The sequence below is a fragment of the Stenotrophomonas sp. FSL W7-1447 genome (assembly GCF_037966425.1).
GTDB lineage: Bacteria > Pseudomonadota > Gammaproteobacteria > Xanthomonadales > Xanthomonadaceae > Stenotrophomonas > Stenotrophomonas pavanii.
On the sequence record NZ_CP150199.1, the window covers coordinates 1830587 to 1846206 of the forward strand.

The 15620-nt window shown below is 66.8% G+C and carries 16 protein-coding genes and 4 tRNA genes; 7 read left to right on the top strand and 13 right to left on the bottom strand.

Annotated features, from left to right (window positions below; translation table 11 throughout):
- Positions 1 to 163 precede the first annotated feature (163 nt).
- Entirely contained in the window at positions 164 to 859 is a 696-nt protein-coding gene (locus tag NSQ78_RS08525; protein WP_064238146.1) for an alpha/beta hydrolase, read from the top strand.
- Positions 860 to 941: 82 nt separating this feature from the next.
- Here NSQ78_RS08525 and NSQ78_RS08530 read toward each other — a convergent pair whose 3' ends face one another.
- On the bottom strand, positions 942 to 1643 hold the full coding sequence (locus NSQ78_RS08530) for a pirin family protein (RefSeq protein ID WP_049464791.1): 702 nt from the start codon (positions 1641 to 1643) through the stop codon (positions 942 to 944).
- Positions 1644 to 1783: 140 nt separating this feature from the next.
- Here NSQ78_RS08530 and NSQ78_RS08535 point away from each other — a divergent pair, with 140 nt between their 5' ends.
- The gene (locus tag NSQ78_RS08535) at positions 1784 to 2704 is read left to right on the top strand and encodes a LysR family transcriptional regulator (protein WP_064238149.1); all 921 of its coding nucleotides are present in this window, start codon (positions 1784 to 1786) and stop codon (positions 2702 to 2704) included.
- 771 nt (positions 2705 to 3475) lie between these two features.
- Here NSQ78_RS08535 and NSQ78_RS08540 read toward each other — a convergent pair.
- The 10 genes from NSQ78_RS08540 to NSQ78_RS08585 form a co-directional block, all read right to left on the bottom strand.
- Positions 3476 to 3552: transfer RNA gene (locus tag NSQ78_RS08540), tRNA-Arg, on the bottom strand.
- Between the two features lie 32 nt (positions 3553 to 3584).
- Positions 3585 to 3661: transfer RNA gene (locus NSQ78_RS08545), tRNA-Arg, on the bottom strand.
- Between the two features lie 58 nt (positions 3662 to 3719).
- Positions 3720 to 3796, bottom strand: a tRNA-Arg gene (locus tag NSQ78_RS08550).
- A complete protein-coding gene (locus tag NSQ78_RS08555) occupies positions 3787 to 4713 on the bottom strand; it encodes an alpha/beta fold hydrolase (RefSeq protein WP_049466355.1) in 927 nt (308 codons plus the stop codon). The genes NSQ78_RS08550 and NSQ78_RS08555 overlap by 10 nt, the downstream gene beginning before the upstream one ends.
- On the bottom strand, positions 4710 to 5519 hold the full coding sequence (thiD, locus tag NSQ78_RS08560; RefSeq protein WP_064238150.1) for a bifunctional hydroxymethylpyrimidine kinase/phosphomethylpyrimidine kinase: 810 nt from the start codon (positions 5517 to 5519) through the stop codon (positions 4710 to 4712). Before thiD ends, NSQ78_RS08555 begins: the two co-directional genes overlap by 4 nt.
- 121 nt (positions 5520 to 5640) lie before the next feature.
- A complete protein-coding gene (locus NSQ78_RS08565; protein ID WP_339208376.1) occupies positions 5641 to 6309 on the bottom strand; it encodes a YoaK family protein in 669 nt (222 codons plus the stop codon).
- 12 nt (positions 6310 to 6321) lie between these two features.
- The gene (locus NSQ78_RS08570; RefSeq protein WP_049466349.1) at positions 6322 to 6828 is read right to left on the bottom strand and encodes a hypothetical protein; all 507 of its coding nucleotides are present in this window, start codon (positions 6826 to 6828) and stop codon (positions 6322 to 6324) included.
- A complete protein-coding gene (locus tag NSQ78_RS08575; RefSeq protein WP_049466347.1) occupies positions 6825 to 8225 on the bottom strand; it encodes a PhoH family protein in 1401 nt (466 codons plus the stop codon). Before NSQ78_RS08575 ends, NSQ78_RS08570 begins: the two co-directional genes overlap by 4 nt.
- An 84-nt stretch (positions 8226 to 8309) precedes the next feature.
- Complete coding sequence (locus NSQ78_RS08580; RefSeq protein ID WP_064238155.1) at positions 8310 to 8789, bottom strand: peroxiredoxin; 480 nt, start codon at positions 8787 to 8789, stop codon at positions 8310 to 8312.
- A gap of 91 nt (positions 8790 to 8880) precedes the next feature.
- Positions 8881 to 9441 carry a glycine cleavage system protein R gene (locus NSQ78_RS08585; protein WP_005409051.1) on the bottom strand — a complete coding sequence of 187 codons (561 nt, stop codon included), beginning with the start codon at positions 9439 to 9441 and terminating at the stop codon, positions 8881 to 8883.
- 164 nt (positions 9442 to 9605) lie between these two features.
- Here NSQ78_RS08585 and dapA point away from each other — a divergent pair, with 164 nt between their 5' ends.
- Together dapA and NSQ78_RS08595 are read left to right on the top strand one after the other, a co-directional pair.
- Positions 9606 to 10499, top strand: a complete 894-nt coding sequence (gene dapA, locus NSQ78_RS08590; protein ID WP_053463400.1) for a 4-hydroxy-tetrahydrodipicolinate synthase — start codon at positions 9606 to 9608, stop codon at positions 10497 to 10499.
- A gap of 32 nt (positions 10500 to 10531) precedes the next feature.
- Complete coding sequence (locus NSQ78_RS08595) at positions 10532 to 11047, top strand: hypothetical protein (RefSeq protein ID WP_049466341.1); 516 nt, start codon at positions 10532 to 10534, stop codon at positions 11045 to 11047.
- A 175-nt stretch (positions 11048 to 11222) separates the two neighbouring features.
- Here NSQ78_RS08595 and fdxA read toward each other — a convergent pair whose 3' ends face one another.
- Entirely contained in the window at positions 11223 to 11546 is a 324-nt protein-coding gene (fdxA, locus tag NSQ78_RS08600; protein WP_049411316.1) for a ferredoxin FdxA, read from the bottom strand.
- Positions 11547 to 11735: 189 nt separating this feature from the next.
- Here fdxA and NSQ78_RS08605 point away from each other — a divergent pair, with 189 nt between their 5' ends.
- Complete coding sequence (locus tag NSQ78_RS08605; RefSeq protein ID WP_064238157.1) at positions 11736 to 13160, top strand: sugar porter family MFS transporter; 1425 nt, start codon at positions 11736 to 11738, stop codon at positions 13158 to 13160.
- A 459-nt stretch (positions 13161 to 13619) separates the two neighbouring features.
- On the opposite strand, the gene NSQ78_RS08610 is transcribed toward NSQ78_RS08605, so the two are convergent.
- Positions 13620 to 13694, bottom strand: a tRNA-Glu gene (locus NSQ78_RS08610).
- Between the two features lie 46 nt (positions 13695 to 13740).
- Here NSQ78_RS08610 and pcnB point away from each other — a divergent pair.
- Both pcnB and folK read left to right on the top strand, forming a co-directional pair.
- Positions 13741 to 15126, top strand: coding sequence for a polynucleotide adenylyltransferase PcnB (gene pcnB, locus NSQ78_RS08615; protein WP_162272195.1), 1386 nt, complete (start codon positions 13741 to 13743; stop codon positions 15124 to 15126).
- Between the two features lie 3 nt (positions 15127 to 15129).
- A complete protein-coding gene (gene folK / locus NSQ78_RS08620) occupies positions 15130 to 15615 on the top strand; it encodes a 2-amino-4-hydroxy-6-hydroxymethyldihydropteridine diphosphokinase (RefSeq protein ID WP_064238162.1) in 486 nt (161 codons plus the stop codon).
- Positions 15616 to 15620: the final 5 nt, after the last annotated feature.

Genomic DNA, 15620 nt, shown 5'->3' on the forward strand with positions numbered 1-15620 from the left:
AGTCTCAATGAAAACGTTTTCATATGGCCTCGGCAAGTGCCATGGGTGACATCCGGCGACGCATACGATTGCAGTGGGCCGGCAGCGTCACTGGTGATTAACCTCGCGCACGCACAGTTGCCGCACGGCCGGCATCCCGCCGGCCGCTGCCGGAGACCTGTACATGAGCACGACACCGACCATCCTCCTCGTCCATGGATTCTGGGGCGGGGCGGCACACTGGGCCAAAGTGATCCTGGAACTGCATCGCAACGGCCACGACCGCGTGCAGGCGGTGGAACTGCCGCTTACCTCGCTGGCCGACGACGCGGGGCGCACGCAGAAGATGATCCGGCAGGTCGATGGACCGGTGCTGCTGGTCGGCCACTCCTATGGTGGCGCGGTGATCAGCCAGGCCGGCAACGAGGACAACGTCAAGGGATTGGTCTACATCGCGGCCTTCGCGCCTGATGCCGGCGAGAGCCCGGGTGGCATCACCCAGCAACACCTGCCGGAGGCGGCACAGAACCTGGCGCCGGACAGCGATGGCTATCTGTGGCTGCGTGCAGACAGGTTCCACGAGAGCTTCTGCCAGGACCTGAATGACGACGAAGGCCGGGTGATGGCGGTGACTCAGAAGGCGCCGCTGGCCAGCACGTTCGGCGATGCGGTCAGCAATCCGGCCTGGAAGCACAAGCCCAGCTGGTACCAGCTGTCCCGCCAGGACCGCATGATCGCACCGCAGAACCAGAAGGCGATGGCCACGCGGATGCAGCCCAGGCGCCTGCTCGAGCTGGATGCCAGCCATGCCTCGCTGGCCTCGCAGCCGAAGGAAGTGACCGCGCTGATCCTGGAAGCCAGCGCTGCCATCGCTGGCTGAGGCTGCTTCTGCACAGCGCCAAGCGAGCGCCGGCGCAGCACGAAAGCGCCCGCGATGCTCGGGGGCACCGCGGGCGTTGTGGTTACAGTGGCAGGTCGAACACCAGCACTTCGGCGTCGTTGCCGTTTTCCAGGGTCAGCTGGGCTTCGTCGCTGACCTGCAGCGCATCACCGGCTTCCAGGGTGATGCCGTTGACCTGCAGCTGGCCACGCGCCACCTGCACATAGGCGCCACGCCCGTTGCCGAGCGCATGGTGCAGCTTCTGGCCGCCATCGAGGATGGTGGCGAAGATGCGGGCATCCTGGTGGATGCGCAGCGAACCGTCGGCACCGTCCGGCGAAGCGATCAGTCGCAGTTGTCCACGCTTGCTATCCGGCGGGAAGTGGGTCTCCTCGTACGACGGGGTGATGTTCTCGCTGTCCGGGAAGATCCAGATCTGCAGGAAGTGCACCGTCTCGTCGGCCGAGTGGTTGAACTCGCTGTGGGTGACACCGCTGCCGGCGCTCATGCGCTGCACGTCGCCGTAGCGCAGCACCGAGCCGGTGCCCATCGAGTCCTTGTGTTCCAGCGCACCGCCCAGCACGTAGGAAATGATCTCCATGTTGCTGTGACCGTGGGTACCGAAGCCCTGGCCGCCGATCACCTTGTCTTCGTTGATGACACGCAGCGGGCCGAAGCTGACGTAGCGGGGGTCGTAGTAGTTCGCGAAGGAGAAGGTATGGCGCGACGACAGCCAGCCATGCTCGGCCAGGCCACGGGTAGCGCTCTTGCGGATCTGCAGCATGATGGAATCTCCTTGTTCGATGGTTTCGATGGGGCGGGGTGGGCCGAAAGCCTGCGTGTTTCCCCGTTGGAGAGAAGTATCCGCTTGCGCCCCGGGTTTGAAAAACGGATAGTTTTGACAGCCATCATCGAAAAATTCGAATGCTCAAGCTCAGCCTCGATGCCCTGCAGATACTGGATGCCATCGACCGCCGCGGATCGTTTGCCGGTGCCGGCAAGGCGTTGCACAAGGTGCCTTCGACCATCTCCTATACCGTGGCCAAGCTGGAGGAAGACCTGGGTGTCCAGCTGTTCGACCGCGTTGGCCCGCGCGCCGAGCCGACCGAGGCCGGCCGCGCGCTGCTGGACGAAGGCCGGCACCTGCTGCGTGCGGCCCGCGAGCTGGAGCTGCGGGTGCGCCGGGTGGCGTCGGGCTGGGAGACCGAGCTTACCCTGGCGGTGGATTCGGTGTTCCCGACCTGGCTGCTCGGCCCGGATATCGCCGCATTTCGACAGGCCGAGGCGCCGACCCGGTTGCGACTGATCGGCGAGGCGCTGTCCGGCACCTGGGAGGCCCTGCTGGACCGGCGTGCCGACCTGCTGGTCGGCGCGCCGGGCGAGGGACCCAGTGGCGGCGGTTACGTGGTGGAACCCCTGGGCACGGTGGCGTTCGTGTTCGCCGTCGCACCCGAGCATCCCTTGGCCGCGGTGCCCGGCGTGCTCGGTCGCGAACAGCTGGCCGAGCACTGTGCGATCGCCGTTTCCGATTCCGCGCGCAGGTTGCTGCCGCGCACCGTTGGACTGTTGATGGGGCAGGAGATGCTGACGGTGCCGGACATGGCCAGCAAGCTGAAGCTGCAGTGCGAAGGCGTGGGCTTCGGTTTCCTGCCCGAGCCCTGTGCACGCGCCGCAGTGGCGCGCGGCCAGTTGGTGATCCGTGAAGTGGAGGAACACAAGCCGGAGGAGACGTTCTGGCTGGCCTGGCGCACCGGTGAGGAGGGCGCTGCCCTGCGCTGGTGGCGGGAGCGCCTGCGCAGGCCGGCGCTGCTGTCGGAGTGGTGGCAGGCGATGGCCAGGGGGTAGGGGGTTGGCAGGGGCTGCGCCCTGCACCCGCCGTAGTGCCGGCCGCTGGCCGGCAACATTCGAAGCAACAGCAACAGCAGAAGCTGGTTTCCTGAGGGATGGCGGGGTGGGGCCGGGTGCGGGAGACGCCGTAAACCCCCAGACCGGCCCAGCCGCTGGCGGCTGTGCGTTCGGGCGCTTGCGAAGCAGTGCTTCGCAAGCAAAGCGCCCTCACCCCTGGGGGCTTGGCCGCGGCTTGCTCGTGTGCGCTTTCCTGCGCACACGGCAAGACCGGGGTTGGGCGTCCTGCCCAACCCGCCCGAGGCATGCCTCGGGCCCATGCCGCGGACACTCCCGCAACCGGACCCACCCCGCCTTCGACAGTTTTCCGCGATCTGTCGGAACGGCGTACTGCTCGGGTAGGTGTCGACCTTGGTCGGCACGGTAGATCCACGCCATGCGTGGATGCTTTTCGATCTCGATTCGAAATATTCGATTCCGATGGAGATTCATCCACGCATGGCGTGGATCCATCAGATCGCGGAAATCTGTCAGAGGTGGGGCGGCATGGACAGGCAGGACCGTTGGCGGCATGGATGCCGCCATCGAGCCCCCATGGATGGGTTTACGGCGTGTCCTGCCTGTCCATGCCGCCCTGCCAACCCACGGAATGCCAGCTTTTGCTGTTGAGGTTGCCGGCCAGCGGCCGGCACTACCAGGGGTGCAGGGCGCAGCCCTGCCGAAGAACACACATAAAAAAACAGCAGGCCGAGGCCTGCTGTTTCGGTGTAATGGTGCGCCCGGAGAGATTCGAACTCCCGACCGCCTGGTTCGTAGCCAGGTACTCTATCCAACTGAGCTACGGGCGCCAATTACATAAACTTGTTGTGTTGACTGTGTATGGTGCGCCCGGAGAGATTCGAACTCCCGACCGCCTGGTTCGTAGCCAGGTACTCTATCCAACTGAGCTACGGGCGCGCGGTACACAATCAAATTTTAAAGCATTTCCAGCGGCGGATGCTGAAAACCTGTCGAGTGGTGCGCCCGGAGAGATTCGAACTCCCGACCGCCTGGTTCGTAGCCAGGTACTCTATCCAACTGAGCTACGGGCGCCCTGCGACAGGAGCGGAATTATGCGGATGTCGGCGCGGACCGTCAACAGTTTTGTGAAAATTTTCATCCAACTGAATGAAAAAGCGGTCAGCCACAGCGTCCGGGGCTTTCAGCCACGCGAAATGATCGGCGCGCGTGCCCAGCTCCTGCGCCGACAGCACGCACAGTTGTGCGTCCACGTTCGGCAGCTTCGCCAGCAACGCCTGCATCGATCCGGTCGGCGCCAGCCAGTCGTGTTCCATCAACACCGCCTGCGCGCTGCCGTGCACGCGCGCCATCTGCGCATCGAGATCCTCATCCATGCCGACCGCGGCGTAATGGTTGTTCAGGCCCACGCGCGCCCAGTCGGCGATCAGTCCGCGTGCTTCGGTGCCACCAAAGCCAAGTCGGCGCCCGTGCAGCACGCCCTGGCGCTGTGCGATCCACGGCAGGAAGCGGTAGACCAGCGGCAGCAGCCAGCCGCGTGGTGGCGGAAAACCGCGCCAGAACGGCGAGCCGCTGGCCGCCAGCCACAGCCGGTGGAAGTGCTTCGGATTGCGCCCGGCGTGCACGCAGGCCAGCTGACCGCCGAGGCTGTGGCCGCCGATGATCCAGGGCAGGGCGCCGCCCTCGTGATCGGCGGCGGCCAGGATCGCCTGGCTGCCCGGCAGATCCTGTTCAAGTACTTCGCGGTATCCCCAGTCCTGCGTGCGCGATGGGCGCAGCGAACTGCTGCCATTGCCGCGCCACTCATGCAGGTATACCGCCACGCCCCTGGCTGCCAGCGCCAATGCCAGCGGCAGGTAATGGCGTGCAGCCACGCCTAGCGCCGGCAGCCACAGCAGGCGCGCGAGCGGCTGCGCAGGCACGCAGGCAATCACCTCGTAGCGGTGGCCGTCGTCGCACTGCACGGCGAGGTTGCGCGGCGCCAGGTTCATGCGTGCGGCGCCGCGCCGAAGTGATCGAGGACCAGGACCTCGCTGCGGCCGGGGGCATGGCCCTGCTGCAGGCCGCGCGCAACATAGTCGATGCCGGCTTCGCAGGCGTTGGTCAGGCTCAGGCCGTTGCACAGCTGCGCGGCGATGGCCGAGGCCAGTGTGCAGCCGGTGCCATGTGCATCCAGCGGCAGGCGGGCGTGGATGAATTCTTCGCTGCTGACGCCGTCGAAGTAACGGTCGATCACACGATGGCCTTCCAGCAGGTGTCCGCCCTTGAGCAGTACGGCACCGGCACCGAGGTCGAGCAGGTCGGAGGCCGCCCGTTCGGCATCATCGCCATTGCTGATCTTCCGGCCCACCAGCAGTTCCGCCTCCGGTATGTTCGGGGTCACCAGCGTGGCCAAGGGAATCAGGCGTTCGCGCATCGCCTGCAGGGCATTGTCTTCCAGCAGGCGTGCGCCGCTGGTGGCGACCATCACCGGGTCCAGCACCACGTGCGGCGGTCGATGCTGCTCCAGTGCATCGGCGACGGTGTGGATCACTTCGGCGTTGGCCAGCATGCCCAGCTTCACCGCGTGGATGTCGAAGTCGTCGAAGCAGGCCTCCAGCTGCGCGCGCAGGAAACCGACCGGTGGCACATGCACGGCGATGACGCCGCGGGTGTTCTGCGCGGTCAGCGCGGCGATCGCGGAAAGACCGTGCACGCGATGGGCAGCGAAGGTCTTCAGGTCGGCCTGGATGCCCGCGCCGCCGCCGGAGTCGGAACCGGCGATGGTCAGGGCGGAAACGGGCGTGGTCGGGCTCATCCAGCGATTGTGCCGTGGTCCAGCTGGGGAAAGTAGATCCGCGCCATGCGTGGATGCCTTGGTAGAAGGGGTCAGAGCCCTTTTTCGCAGGAAAAGGGACCTGACCCCCAGAGCGCGGCCCTCAGTGCCGCCAACGCGCCCACTGCTGGTACAGCACATAACCCAGCCCGGTCAGGCCGGTCAGCAGGGCGGGGGCGAGCAGGGCGTGGTACTGCCAGCGCATGAACAGCCAGGCGCCGAGGATGCCGCCGCCGAGGAAACCGCTGATGATCAGGCCGCTGAGGGTCAGTCGCCGCACCTGCAGCGGCAGGCCACGCAGCAGGTGGCCCAGGCCGATGCCGAGGTCGGTGAACATGCCGCTGAGATGGGTGGTGCGCACCACCGCGCCGCTGAAGGTCGTGGCCATCGCGTTCTGCAGTCCGCAGGCCATCGCGGCGGCCAGTGCAACCCAGATCTGGTGGCGTTCGAACAGCGGAATGGCCACCAGCAGCAGCGCTGACTCCAGCGCCAGCGCCACGCCGTAGCGTCGGCCCAGTTGCAGGGTACTGTCCTGGATCAGCAGGCCGCTGAGCATCGCGCCCAGCGAGAACGCGATCAGCAGCCCCCACAGATGGCCGACCGCGCGCCAGTCGCCCTGCGCCAGCGCCATGCCGAGCTGGCTGGTGCTGCCGGTCATGTGGCTGACCGCCTGGTGCTCGAAGCCGAGGAAGCCGACCACGTTGACCATGCCGGCCACGCACGAGAGCGCGACCGCGCCGATCCAGACCCAGGTGGGCAGGCGGATTCCCATCGGCGGGGCCCCTCAGGGCCCGCCGAGGCCGCCGTTGAACTGCAGCTCGCTGAAGGTGTTGCTGGCCGGGTCGAACACCGCGCCCCAGAACTGCGCGCCGCCGTCGCAGACGCGGATCGCTTCCCGCGCCGGGTTGATGCCGCTGTCGTCGGGCAGATGGAAGGCGTTGATGTAGATCAACCGCTTGCCAGCGCTTTCGATGCCGACGTACTGGCGGTCGAAGTCCAGCACCTTCGGCACCTGGGCCTCCAGCGACGACAGCTTCGCTTCCAGCTGGTCGACCTGCTGGCGGCTGGGTGCCCAGTAGCCGCTGACCCGCCCGGGCTCGCGGCCCGGGCTGGGCCGCGAGCAGGTATCGAGCACCTGCGCGGCGATGATCGGGCGAGTGACCACCCAGGACTGGCCGGTGCGCGCGGCAGTCGGCACGCTGGCCGGGCCGCGCGTGGTGGTGCAGGCACCCAGGACGGCGGCGAGGGCGATCGCCGCCGTGGGCAGCAGCAGGCGGGTGCAGCGGTTCACAACACCTCCGAAGCGTAATCGGCCAGGCGCGAACGCTCGCCACGGCGCAGCGTGATGTGCGCGCTGTGCGGCCAGTTCTTGAAGCGATCCACCGCGTAGGTCAGGCCCGAGGTGGTTTCGGTCAGGTACGGCGTGTCGATCTGCTCGACGTTGCCCAGGCAGACGATCTTGGTACCGGGGCCGGCACGGGTGATCAGCGTCTTCATCTGCTTCGGGGTGAGGTTCTGCGCCTCGTCCAGGATCAGGTAGCGTGACAGGAAGGTGCGGCCGCGCATGAAGTTCATCGAGCGGATCTTGATGCGGCTGGCCAGCAGGTCGTTGGTGGCCTGGCGGCCCCAGGTGCCGCCTTCCTGGTTGTGCGTGAGCACTTCCAGGTTGTCGGTCAACGCGCCCATCCACGGCGTCATCTTCTCTTCCTCGGTACCGGGCAGGAAGCCGATGTCTTCGCCGACGCTGACCGTGGCGCGGGTCATGATGATCTCGCGATAGCGCTGCTGGTCCATCGTCTGCGCCAGGCCGGCGGCCAGCGCCAGCAGGGTCTTGCCGGTGCCGGCGGTACCCAGCAGCGTGACGAAGTCGATCTCCGGGTCCATCAGTGCGTTGAGGGCGAAGTTCTGCTCGCGGTTGCGTGCGCTGATGCCCCACACGGCGTGGCTGCCGTGGCGGAAATCATCGACCAGCGACAGCACCACCTTGCCGTCGCCGACCACGCGGCTGACGCGCAGCTCGACTTCATCCTCGCCCGGCAGGTAGACATACTGGTTCGGATACCACTCCTCGCCGTCCTGCGCCTGGATTTCGTAATGGGTACGGCCCTTGTCGCTCCAGCTGCGCAGGTCGTCGCCGTGGCGCTTCCAGAAGTCTTCCGGCAGTTCGGTGGCGCCGGTGTAGAGCAGGCTGAAATCGTCCAGCGCACGGTCGTTCTCGTAGTCCTCGGACACGATGCCGGCGATGGCGGCCTTGATCCGCAGGTTGATGTCCTTGGAGACGAACACCACCGGCAGGTCCGGGGTTTCTTCCTTCAGGGCCAGGATCGCGCCGAGGATGGCGTTGTCCGGAATGACCTGGCCGAAGCTCTTGCCTGCATCGAAATGGCTGGTCTGGAAGCGCAGCTTGCCGGCGCTCTGCTTGCCGCGCAGCTGCAGCCCATTGGGGCGCTGCAGCGGAATGCCGTCGGCCAGGTTGTCCAGGCCCGATTCCTGCACCAGCTCGTTGAGGAAGCGGCTCACCTGGCGGGCGTTGCGGCTCGCCTCGGAGGTGCCCTTCTTGCCGTTGTCCAGCTCTTCGATCACCTGCATGGGCAGGTAGACGTCGTGCTCCTCGAATTTGAACAGCGCGGTGGGATCGTGCATCAGCACGTTGGTATCCAGCACGTAGATGCGCTTGCCTCGGGTCATCGTCGATTCCTGGTTACGGACAGGGAAAAACCACCACGGCCTGCTGCGGGGCAGGGTGATGGCAGACACAGTAGGCAGTGGGACTCACTTGGACTGGGAGGCCTTCAGTTCGGCGAGAACCGCATCGGCATGGCCGGCAACCTTGACCTTGCGCCAGGACTGCACGATGCGGCTGTCGGGGGAAATCAGGAAGGTGCTGCGTTCGATGCCACGTACCTGCTTGCCGTACATGTTCTTCATCTTGATCACGTCGAAGGCGTTGCACAGCGCTTCGTCGCCATCGCTGACCAGCGGGAAGCCGAAGCCCTGCCTGGTGCAGAAATTGTCGTGGGACTTCACCGAATCACGCGAGACGCCCAGCACGACCGCACCGGCCTTCTTGAATTCCGGCAGCAGCGCGTTGAAGTCGAGGCCTTCGGTGGTACAGCCCGGGGTGCTGTCCTTGGGATAGAAGTACAGCACCAGCCAGTGGCCGGCGTAGTCGCCGAGGGTGGCCTGGGTGCCACCGGACAGCGCCAGTGGCAGGGAGAGGGTGGTGCGGTCCAGGGTGTCGCCGTTGTTCATGAGGTCCTTCTGTCGAGCCTGGGTTCTTTCTACGACAATTGCATGAAACGCCACGCGCCCGTGAGGGATGCGCGAAAAATCAGGAATTCAATCAGAACTTCATCGGGTCCATGATCGCGTCCAGGTTCAGGTGGTCGCAGAACTCGAGGAAATCGTCGCGCAGCGCGGCGATGTGCATGTTGGCCGGCACGCCGATGGTGACCTGCGCGCTGAACATCTCCGCACCGGTCTGCATGGCGCGGTAGCGCGTGCTCTGCAGGTTCTCGATGGTGATGCCCTGGCGGTCGAAGAAGTCGGCCAGCTGGAACAGGATGCCCGGCTTGTCGGCGGCGATCACTTCGACGATGTAAGGCAGCAGGTTGGACTGCGCCTGCTTGGCGGCGGTGCGGTACCAGACCAGCTTCAGGCCTTCCTCGCGCTCGAGCCGGGTCAGCATCGCCTCGAGCTTGGCCACCGAGTCCCAGGAGCCGGTGGCCAGGGCGGTGACCGAGACATCGCGGCCGACCGTGGCCAGGCGTGCGTCCACCAGATTGCAGCCGCTGTCGGCGATGCGGCGGGTGACGGACAGCAGGGGGGACTCCGGATGCGTCGTATAGGCGTTGATCAGGAGGTGGTTTTCGCTCGGCGCGGGGCGCGGGGTGGTGTCGGTCAAGGCGATTCCGGGTAATGCATGCGTGAGTCTGAATGCCCGCCAGAGGCGGGGATCCACCGGTGTCCAGCATACTTGCCCGTGCTTTCGCGCCGCAAGTAACATTCAGGTCGCCCCCGGCCTGTCGTGGCGGGCGTTTTCCCTTCCCAGCCAAGAGCAGCACGTCCTTGTCCCTTTCCGGCCTCATCACCGCGCTGGCGACCCCGTTCCGGGCCGACGGTGCCCTCGATCCCGATGGTTGGCAGCGCCTGCTGCACCTGCAACTGGAGGGTGGCGTCCATGGCGTTGTCGTGGCCGGCTCGACCGGCGAGGCGGCCACCCTGACCGACGCCGAGTACGACCAGCTGCTGGCCAGTGCGGTGGAACGCATCGGCGGCCGCATTCCCGTCATGGCCGGCACCGGCTTGTCCGGCACCGCCAAGACCATCGAACAGACCCGTCGTGCCGCCGCACTGGGCGCCAGCCATGCGCTGGTGGTCACCCCGCCCTACGTGCGGCCGACCCAGGCCGGCCTGATCGCGCACTACCGCGCGGTTGCCGACCAGGGCGGGCTGCCCGTCGTCCTGTACAACGTGCCTGGCCGCACCGGCTGCGACATGCAGCCGGAGACCGTCGCCGAGCTGGCCAGCCATCCCAACATCGTCGGCATCAAGGAAGCGGTCGGTGACACTGGCCGGGTCCACGCGCTGCTGGCACTGCGCAGCCCGCAGTTCGCGGTGCTTAGTGGTGACGATGGCACCGCGGCCCGTTCCATCCGCGCCGGTATCGATGGCCTGATCTCGGTGGGTTCCAACGTGCTTCCCGGCGCCTACCGCCGGATGTGCGAGCTGGCCGCCGCGCACGACCATGAAGCCACCGAGTCGTGGGATGCGCGCCTGCAGCCGTTCCATGATTTCTGTGGTGTCGAACCGAACCCGATCCCGGTCAAGGCGCTGCTGCGCCGCATCGGCATCGGCCACGACCTGCGCCTGCCACTGCTGCCGCTGTCGGCAGCGCATCACCCGGCCGCCGATCATCTTGCGGGCGACATCGCCGCCCTCGAAGCCCTTTCCAGCCACTGACCTTCCGTCTTGGTCTGACCCAGGAGATTCACATGCGTCAATCCGTTTCCACCGTCCGCGTGCTGTCCTATGCCCTGCTTGCTGTGGCGGTCGCTGCCGGCACCACCGGCTGCTTCAAGCGCGGCGTCAAGGGCGACTACGCCCTGGCCCCGGAAATGCGTCCGCTGGAAGTGCCGCCGGACCTGAACCTGCCGGCCACCACCGGTGACAACAAGGTGCCGACGCTGGCCTCGGCGACCAAGCCGGCGGCACCTGCCGCGGCTGCCCCGGCCGTGGGCACCACGGGCTTCACCATTGCCGGCGGCAAGGAAGAAGCCTTCGCCAAGGTCGGCACGGCGCTGGAAGGCGTGGAGGGCGTGACCATCGCCAGCCGCGCGCAGCTGCTGGGTTCGTACGACGTGGCCTATGAAGGCAGCAACTTCCTGGTCCGCGTGGTCGCCGTCGATGCTGGCGCCTACATCTCCGCGGTCGATCCGCGTGGCCTGCCGGCCACGGCCGCAGCACCGGTGAAGCTGATCGCTGCGCTGAAGGCGAAGCTGGCGCCGTAAGGGCCGGTCGAGCGGGTGCGGGCCCAGGTCCGCAGCTGCCCGGGTAGAGGCCGACCCGAGTCGGCGCTTCTGTGCCAACCAAGGTTGGCACCTACCGGATCCTGCGGTTGGCGTATGCCGGAAAACGCAAAAGGGCGCCTTGGGGCGCCCTTTTCGTTGCTGCAACGGGCGCTTCTCAGCGCTCCAGCAGTTTCAGCTTGTCCGGCTTGCCATCCCACTCGCCGGCGTCGGCAGGCGGATCCTTGCGCACGGTCAGCACCGGCCACGCCTTCGCCAGCTCGGCATTGAGGGCGACAAAGCCCTCCTGGCCGGCGGGGACATCGTCCTCCGGGAAGATCGCGTTGACCGGGCACTCCGGCTCGCAGAGGGTGCAGTCGATGCACTCATCCGGGTCGATCACCAGGAAGTTCGGGCCTTCGTGGAAGCAATCCACGGGGCACACTTCCACGCAATCGGTGTGTTTGCACTTGATGCAGTTTTCGGTGACGACAAAGGGCATGGGCTGGGGGTGGATCGATTCCTGAACCCGCCAATTCTAGAACAGGTTGGCCCCCGGTGTCGGCGCGGAGCCGAAAACGGGCGTCTGGCAGGCGCGGCCGTGGCCGCCGTTGGCGGCATGGCAGGGCCTGTGCGACGCTGCGCGGCAACCGGCCGTGGTGGCCGGGCTCCCTTTCCAACAGGATCTTCCATGTCTCACGCCCAGCCCGGCGTCGCCTCCCGCGGCGGTGAAAACACGGCCTTCATCGTCCTGATCAGCTGCGTGGCCACCCTCGGTGGGTTCCTGTTCGGCTTCGACAGTGGTGTCATCAATGGCACGGTCGATGGCCTGCGGCAGGCCTTCAATTCCAGCGAGGCCGCGCTGGGCTTCGAGGTCGCCTCGATGTTGCTGGGCTGCGCGATCGGGGCCTTCCTGGCCGGCTGGCTGGGCGATCGGCTGGGGCGCCGCGGCGTCCTGATCGTGTCGGCGCTGATGTTCCTGGTTTCGGCGCTGGGCGCCGGCGCGGCCCATGCGTCCTGGCTGTTTGTCGCGGCCCGCGTGCTGGGCGGTTTCGCGGTGGGCGCGGCCAGCGTGATGTCGCCGGCCTACATCGCCGAGGTCGCTTCGGCGCGGTATCGCGGCCGACTGGCCACGGTGCAGCAGATGGCCATCATCTGCGGATTGTTTGCGGCGTTCCTCAGCAATTATCTGCTGGCCCGCGCTGCCGGCGCCTCGACCGAGCCGCTGTGGCTGGGCCATGAGGCGTGGCGCTGGATGTTCTGGATGCAGGCGCTGCCCTCCGCGCTGTTCCTGGTGCTGCTGCTGGTGATTCCGGAAAGCCCGCGCTTCCTGGCGCTGAAGGGCCGCCAGGGGCAGGCGAGGGCGGTGTTGTCGCGACTGTACGGCGAGGCCGCTGCCCGGGCCAAGCAGGCCGAGATCGAGGCCAGCCTGGCACAGGACCAGCACAAGCCGCGCTTCGGCGACCTGCGCAGCAGGGCTACCGGCAGGCTGCGCCCGATCCTCTGGGTGGGCATCGGCCTGGCCATGTTCCAGCAGCTGGTCGGCATCAACGTGGTGTTCTACTACGGCGCGGTGCTGTGGCAGGCGGTGGGCTTCTCTGAAAGCGACGCACTGCTGATCAATGTGCTGTCCGGCGCGCTGAGCATCGGCGCCTGCCTGCTCACCGTGCTGCTGATCGACCGCATCGGGCGCAAGCCGCTGCTGTGGGTCGGCTCGGTCGGCATGTCGGTGGCACTGGTGCTGATGGTGGTGGCCTTTGCCAGCGGCAGCCTGGCCGGCGGGCGCCTGCAGCTGTCCGATGGCATGGGCCGGCTGGCGCTGGTCGCAGCCAATGTCTACGTGGTGTTCTTCAACATGTCCTGGGGCCCGGTGATGTGGGTGATGCTGGGCGAAATGTTCCCCAACCAGATCCGTGGCCCGGCGCTGGCGGTGGCGGGGGCCGCGCAATGGACCTCGAACTTCGCGATCACCGTGACCTTCCCGATGCTGCTGGCCGGCATCGGCCTGGCCGGCGCCTATGGTATCTACGCGGTCGCGGCGATCCTTTCGATCTTCTTTGTGGTCCGCTACGTGCGCGAGACCAAGGGCAAGGAGCTGGAGCAGATGGAAGGCTGACGGCCGGCCTGTGTTTCAGCGCCTCCCTGTTCTGCGGGGAGACGGCAGGTCCGCCGATCCAGGACACGCCGTAAACCCATCCATGGGGGCTCGATGGCGCCATCCATGGCGCCAACGGTCCTGGATCGGCGGGCCTGCCGCCTCTCGACACATTGCGGGTGGCGGACGCAGGTCTGCACGTCGGGATTGAATTGGCTGCGGATGAGCGAGGCTGTTCGTACCGCCGTCGCGGGAGATTGTCTGGAGGGGGCGGGCCACCCTTTTCTGGACCGTTGGCGCCATGGATGGCGCCATCGAGCACCATGGATGGGCTTTTGCGTGTCCAGAAAAGGGTGGCCCGCCCCCTCCCGCGCAGGAACAGGGAGGCGCACAAGCGGCCAATCCGACCGCAATCATTGCAACCCCGGAAAACAGAAAAGCCCGCACAAGGCGGGCTTTTTCGGTTCCTGCTGCGGCGACTGGCGCTCCCTAGGGGACTCGAACCCCTGTTTTAGCCTTGAGAGGGCCACGTCCTAACCACTAGACGAAGGGAGCGTAACTGTGTCGCTGCCGAGGCAGGAGCGCTAGTATATGCACCTCGATGCCATTGGGCAATCCCGAAACTTCAACCGGAAGCGCCAACATCATTTCCCCTGCTACATCACCGTTCAGCCTGCGCGTCATCCCGCGCGACCAGCACACGATCTCCCGCAAGGACATCAGCCCGAACGCCCTGCGCGTGCTTTATCGCCTGCGCGATGCCGGCTTCGGCGCCTACCTTGTCGGCGGCGCGGTGCGCGATCTGCTGGTCAATGGCCAACCCAAGGATTTCGACGTGGCCACCGACGCCACGCCCGAACAGGTCAAGCAGCTGTTCCGCAACTGCCGCCTGATCGGCCGCCGGTTCCGCCTCGCCCACGTAGTGTTCGGCCGCGAGATCATCGAAGTCGCCACCTTCCGTGCCAACAGCGATGACGGCAGCGGCGACCGCGAGATGGAAAACGGCATGCTCGTGCGCGACAACGTGTACGGCACCATCGAAGACGACGCCGTCCGCCGCGACTTCACCTGCAACGCGCTGTACTACGCCATCGAGGACTTCTCGGTGCGTGACTACACCGGTGGTTTCGAGGACGTGCAGGCACGTCTGATGAAGCTGATCGGCGATCCGGTGCAGCGCTACCAGGAAGACCCGGTGCGCATGCTGCGTGCGGTGCGCCTGGCGGCCAAGCTCGGCTTCCAGATCGAAGAGGGCACCGCCGCTCCGATCCCGCAGCTGGCCGGCCTGCTCAACGAAGCCGCACCGGCGCGCCTGTTCGAGGAAGTGCTCAAGCTGTTCCTGTCCGGGCACGGCGTGGCCAGCTTCGAAGGCCTGGAGCGTTACGGCCTGCTCGACGTGCTGTTCCCGGAAAGCGCCAAGGCGTTGAAGTCCAACCGCACCGGCGCGCTGCGCCGCATGCTGGTCGAGGGCCTGGCCAACACCGATGCGCGCGTGGCCAACGACGAGCCGGTCTCGCCGGCGTTCCTGTTCGCACTGCTGCTGTGGCCGGCGTTCTGCCGCGCGCAGGCGACCCTGCTCAAGCAGGGCGTGGCACCGGAAGAGGCACAGCGCCGTGCCGCCGACCGCGTCACCGTGCAGCAGCTGAGCACCATTGCGCTGCCGCGGCGTTTTTCGCTGCCGATGCAGGAGATCTGGCTGCTGCAGTCGCGCTTCGGTTCGCGCCAGCGCAAGCGCGTGTTCCGCACCCTGACCCACCCGCGTTTCCGTGCGGCGTTCGACTTCCTCAGCCTGCGCCAGGTGGCATCGTCCGAGCATGCTGCAGATGTCGAGTTCTGGCGCGACGCGCAGGCGCAGTCCGGACGCGAGCTGGAATCGTCGCTGGATGCGATACACAGCGAAGAGACCGAGGACGAGAGTGGGGCGCCGCGCAAGCGCCGCCGTCGTCGGCGTCGTCCGGGCGCCACGGCCGGTGCAGCGGGCGAGTAAGCAATGACCCTTGCCTGGATCGGTCTCGGCGCCAACCTTGGCGACGCGGCCGCCACCGTGGGCGCGGCGATTGCCGCGCTGGACGGCCTGCCCGGGACCCGCCTGCGCCAGGCCTCGCGGCTTTACGCGACGCCGGCCTGGGGCAAGGAAGACCAGCCGCCGTTCGTCAATGCGGCGGCCTCGGTCGAAACCACGTTGCCGGCCGATGAGTTGTTGCAGGCGATGCTGGCGCTGGAGCAGCGCTTCGGCCGCGTGCGCGATCCGGCGGTGCACTGGGGGCCGCGTGCGCTGGACCTGGACCTGCTGCTGTATGGCGCGCAGGTGCTCGATCAGCCGGGCCTGCAGGTGCCACACCCTTACCTGCACGCGCGTGCCTTCGTGCTGGTGCCACTGGCCGAAATCGCACCGGATCTGGCCATTCCCGGCCATGGCCGCGTGCGGGATGCAGTGATGCGGGTAGATGCCTGCGGGATCGCGCCGATAGGGTGATAATG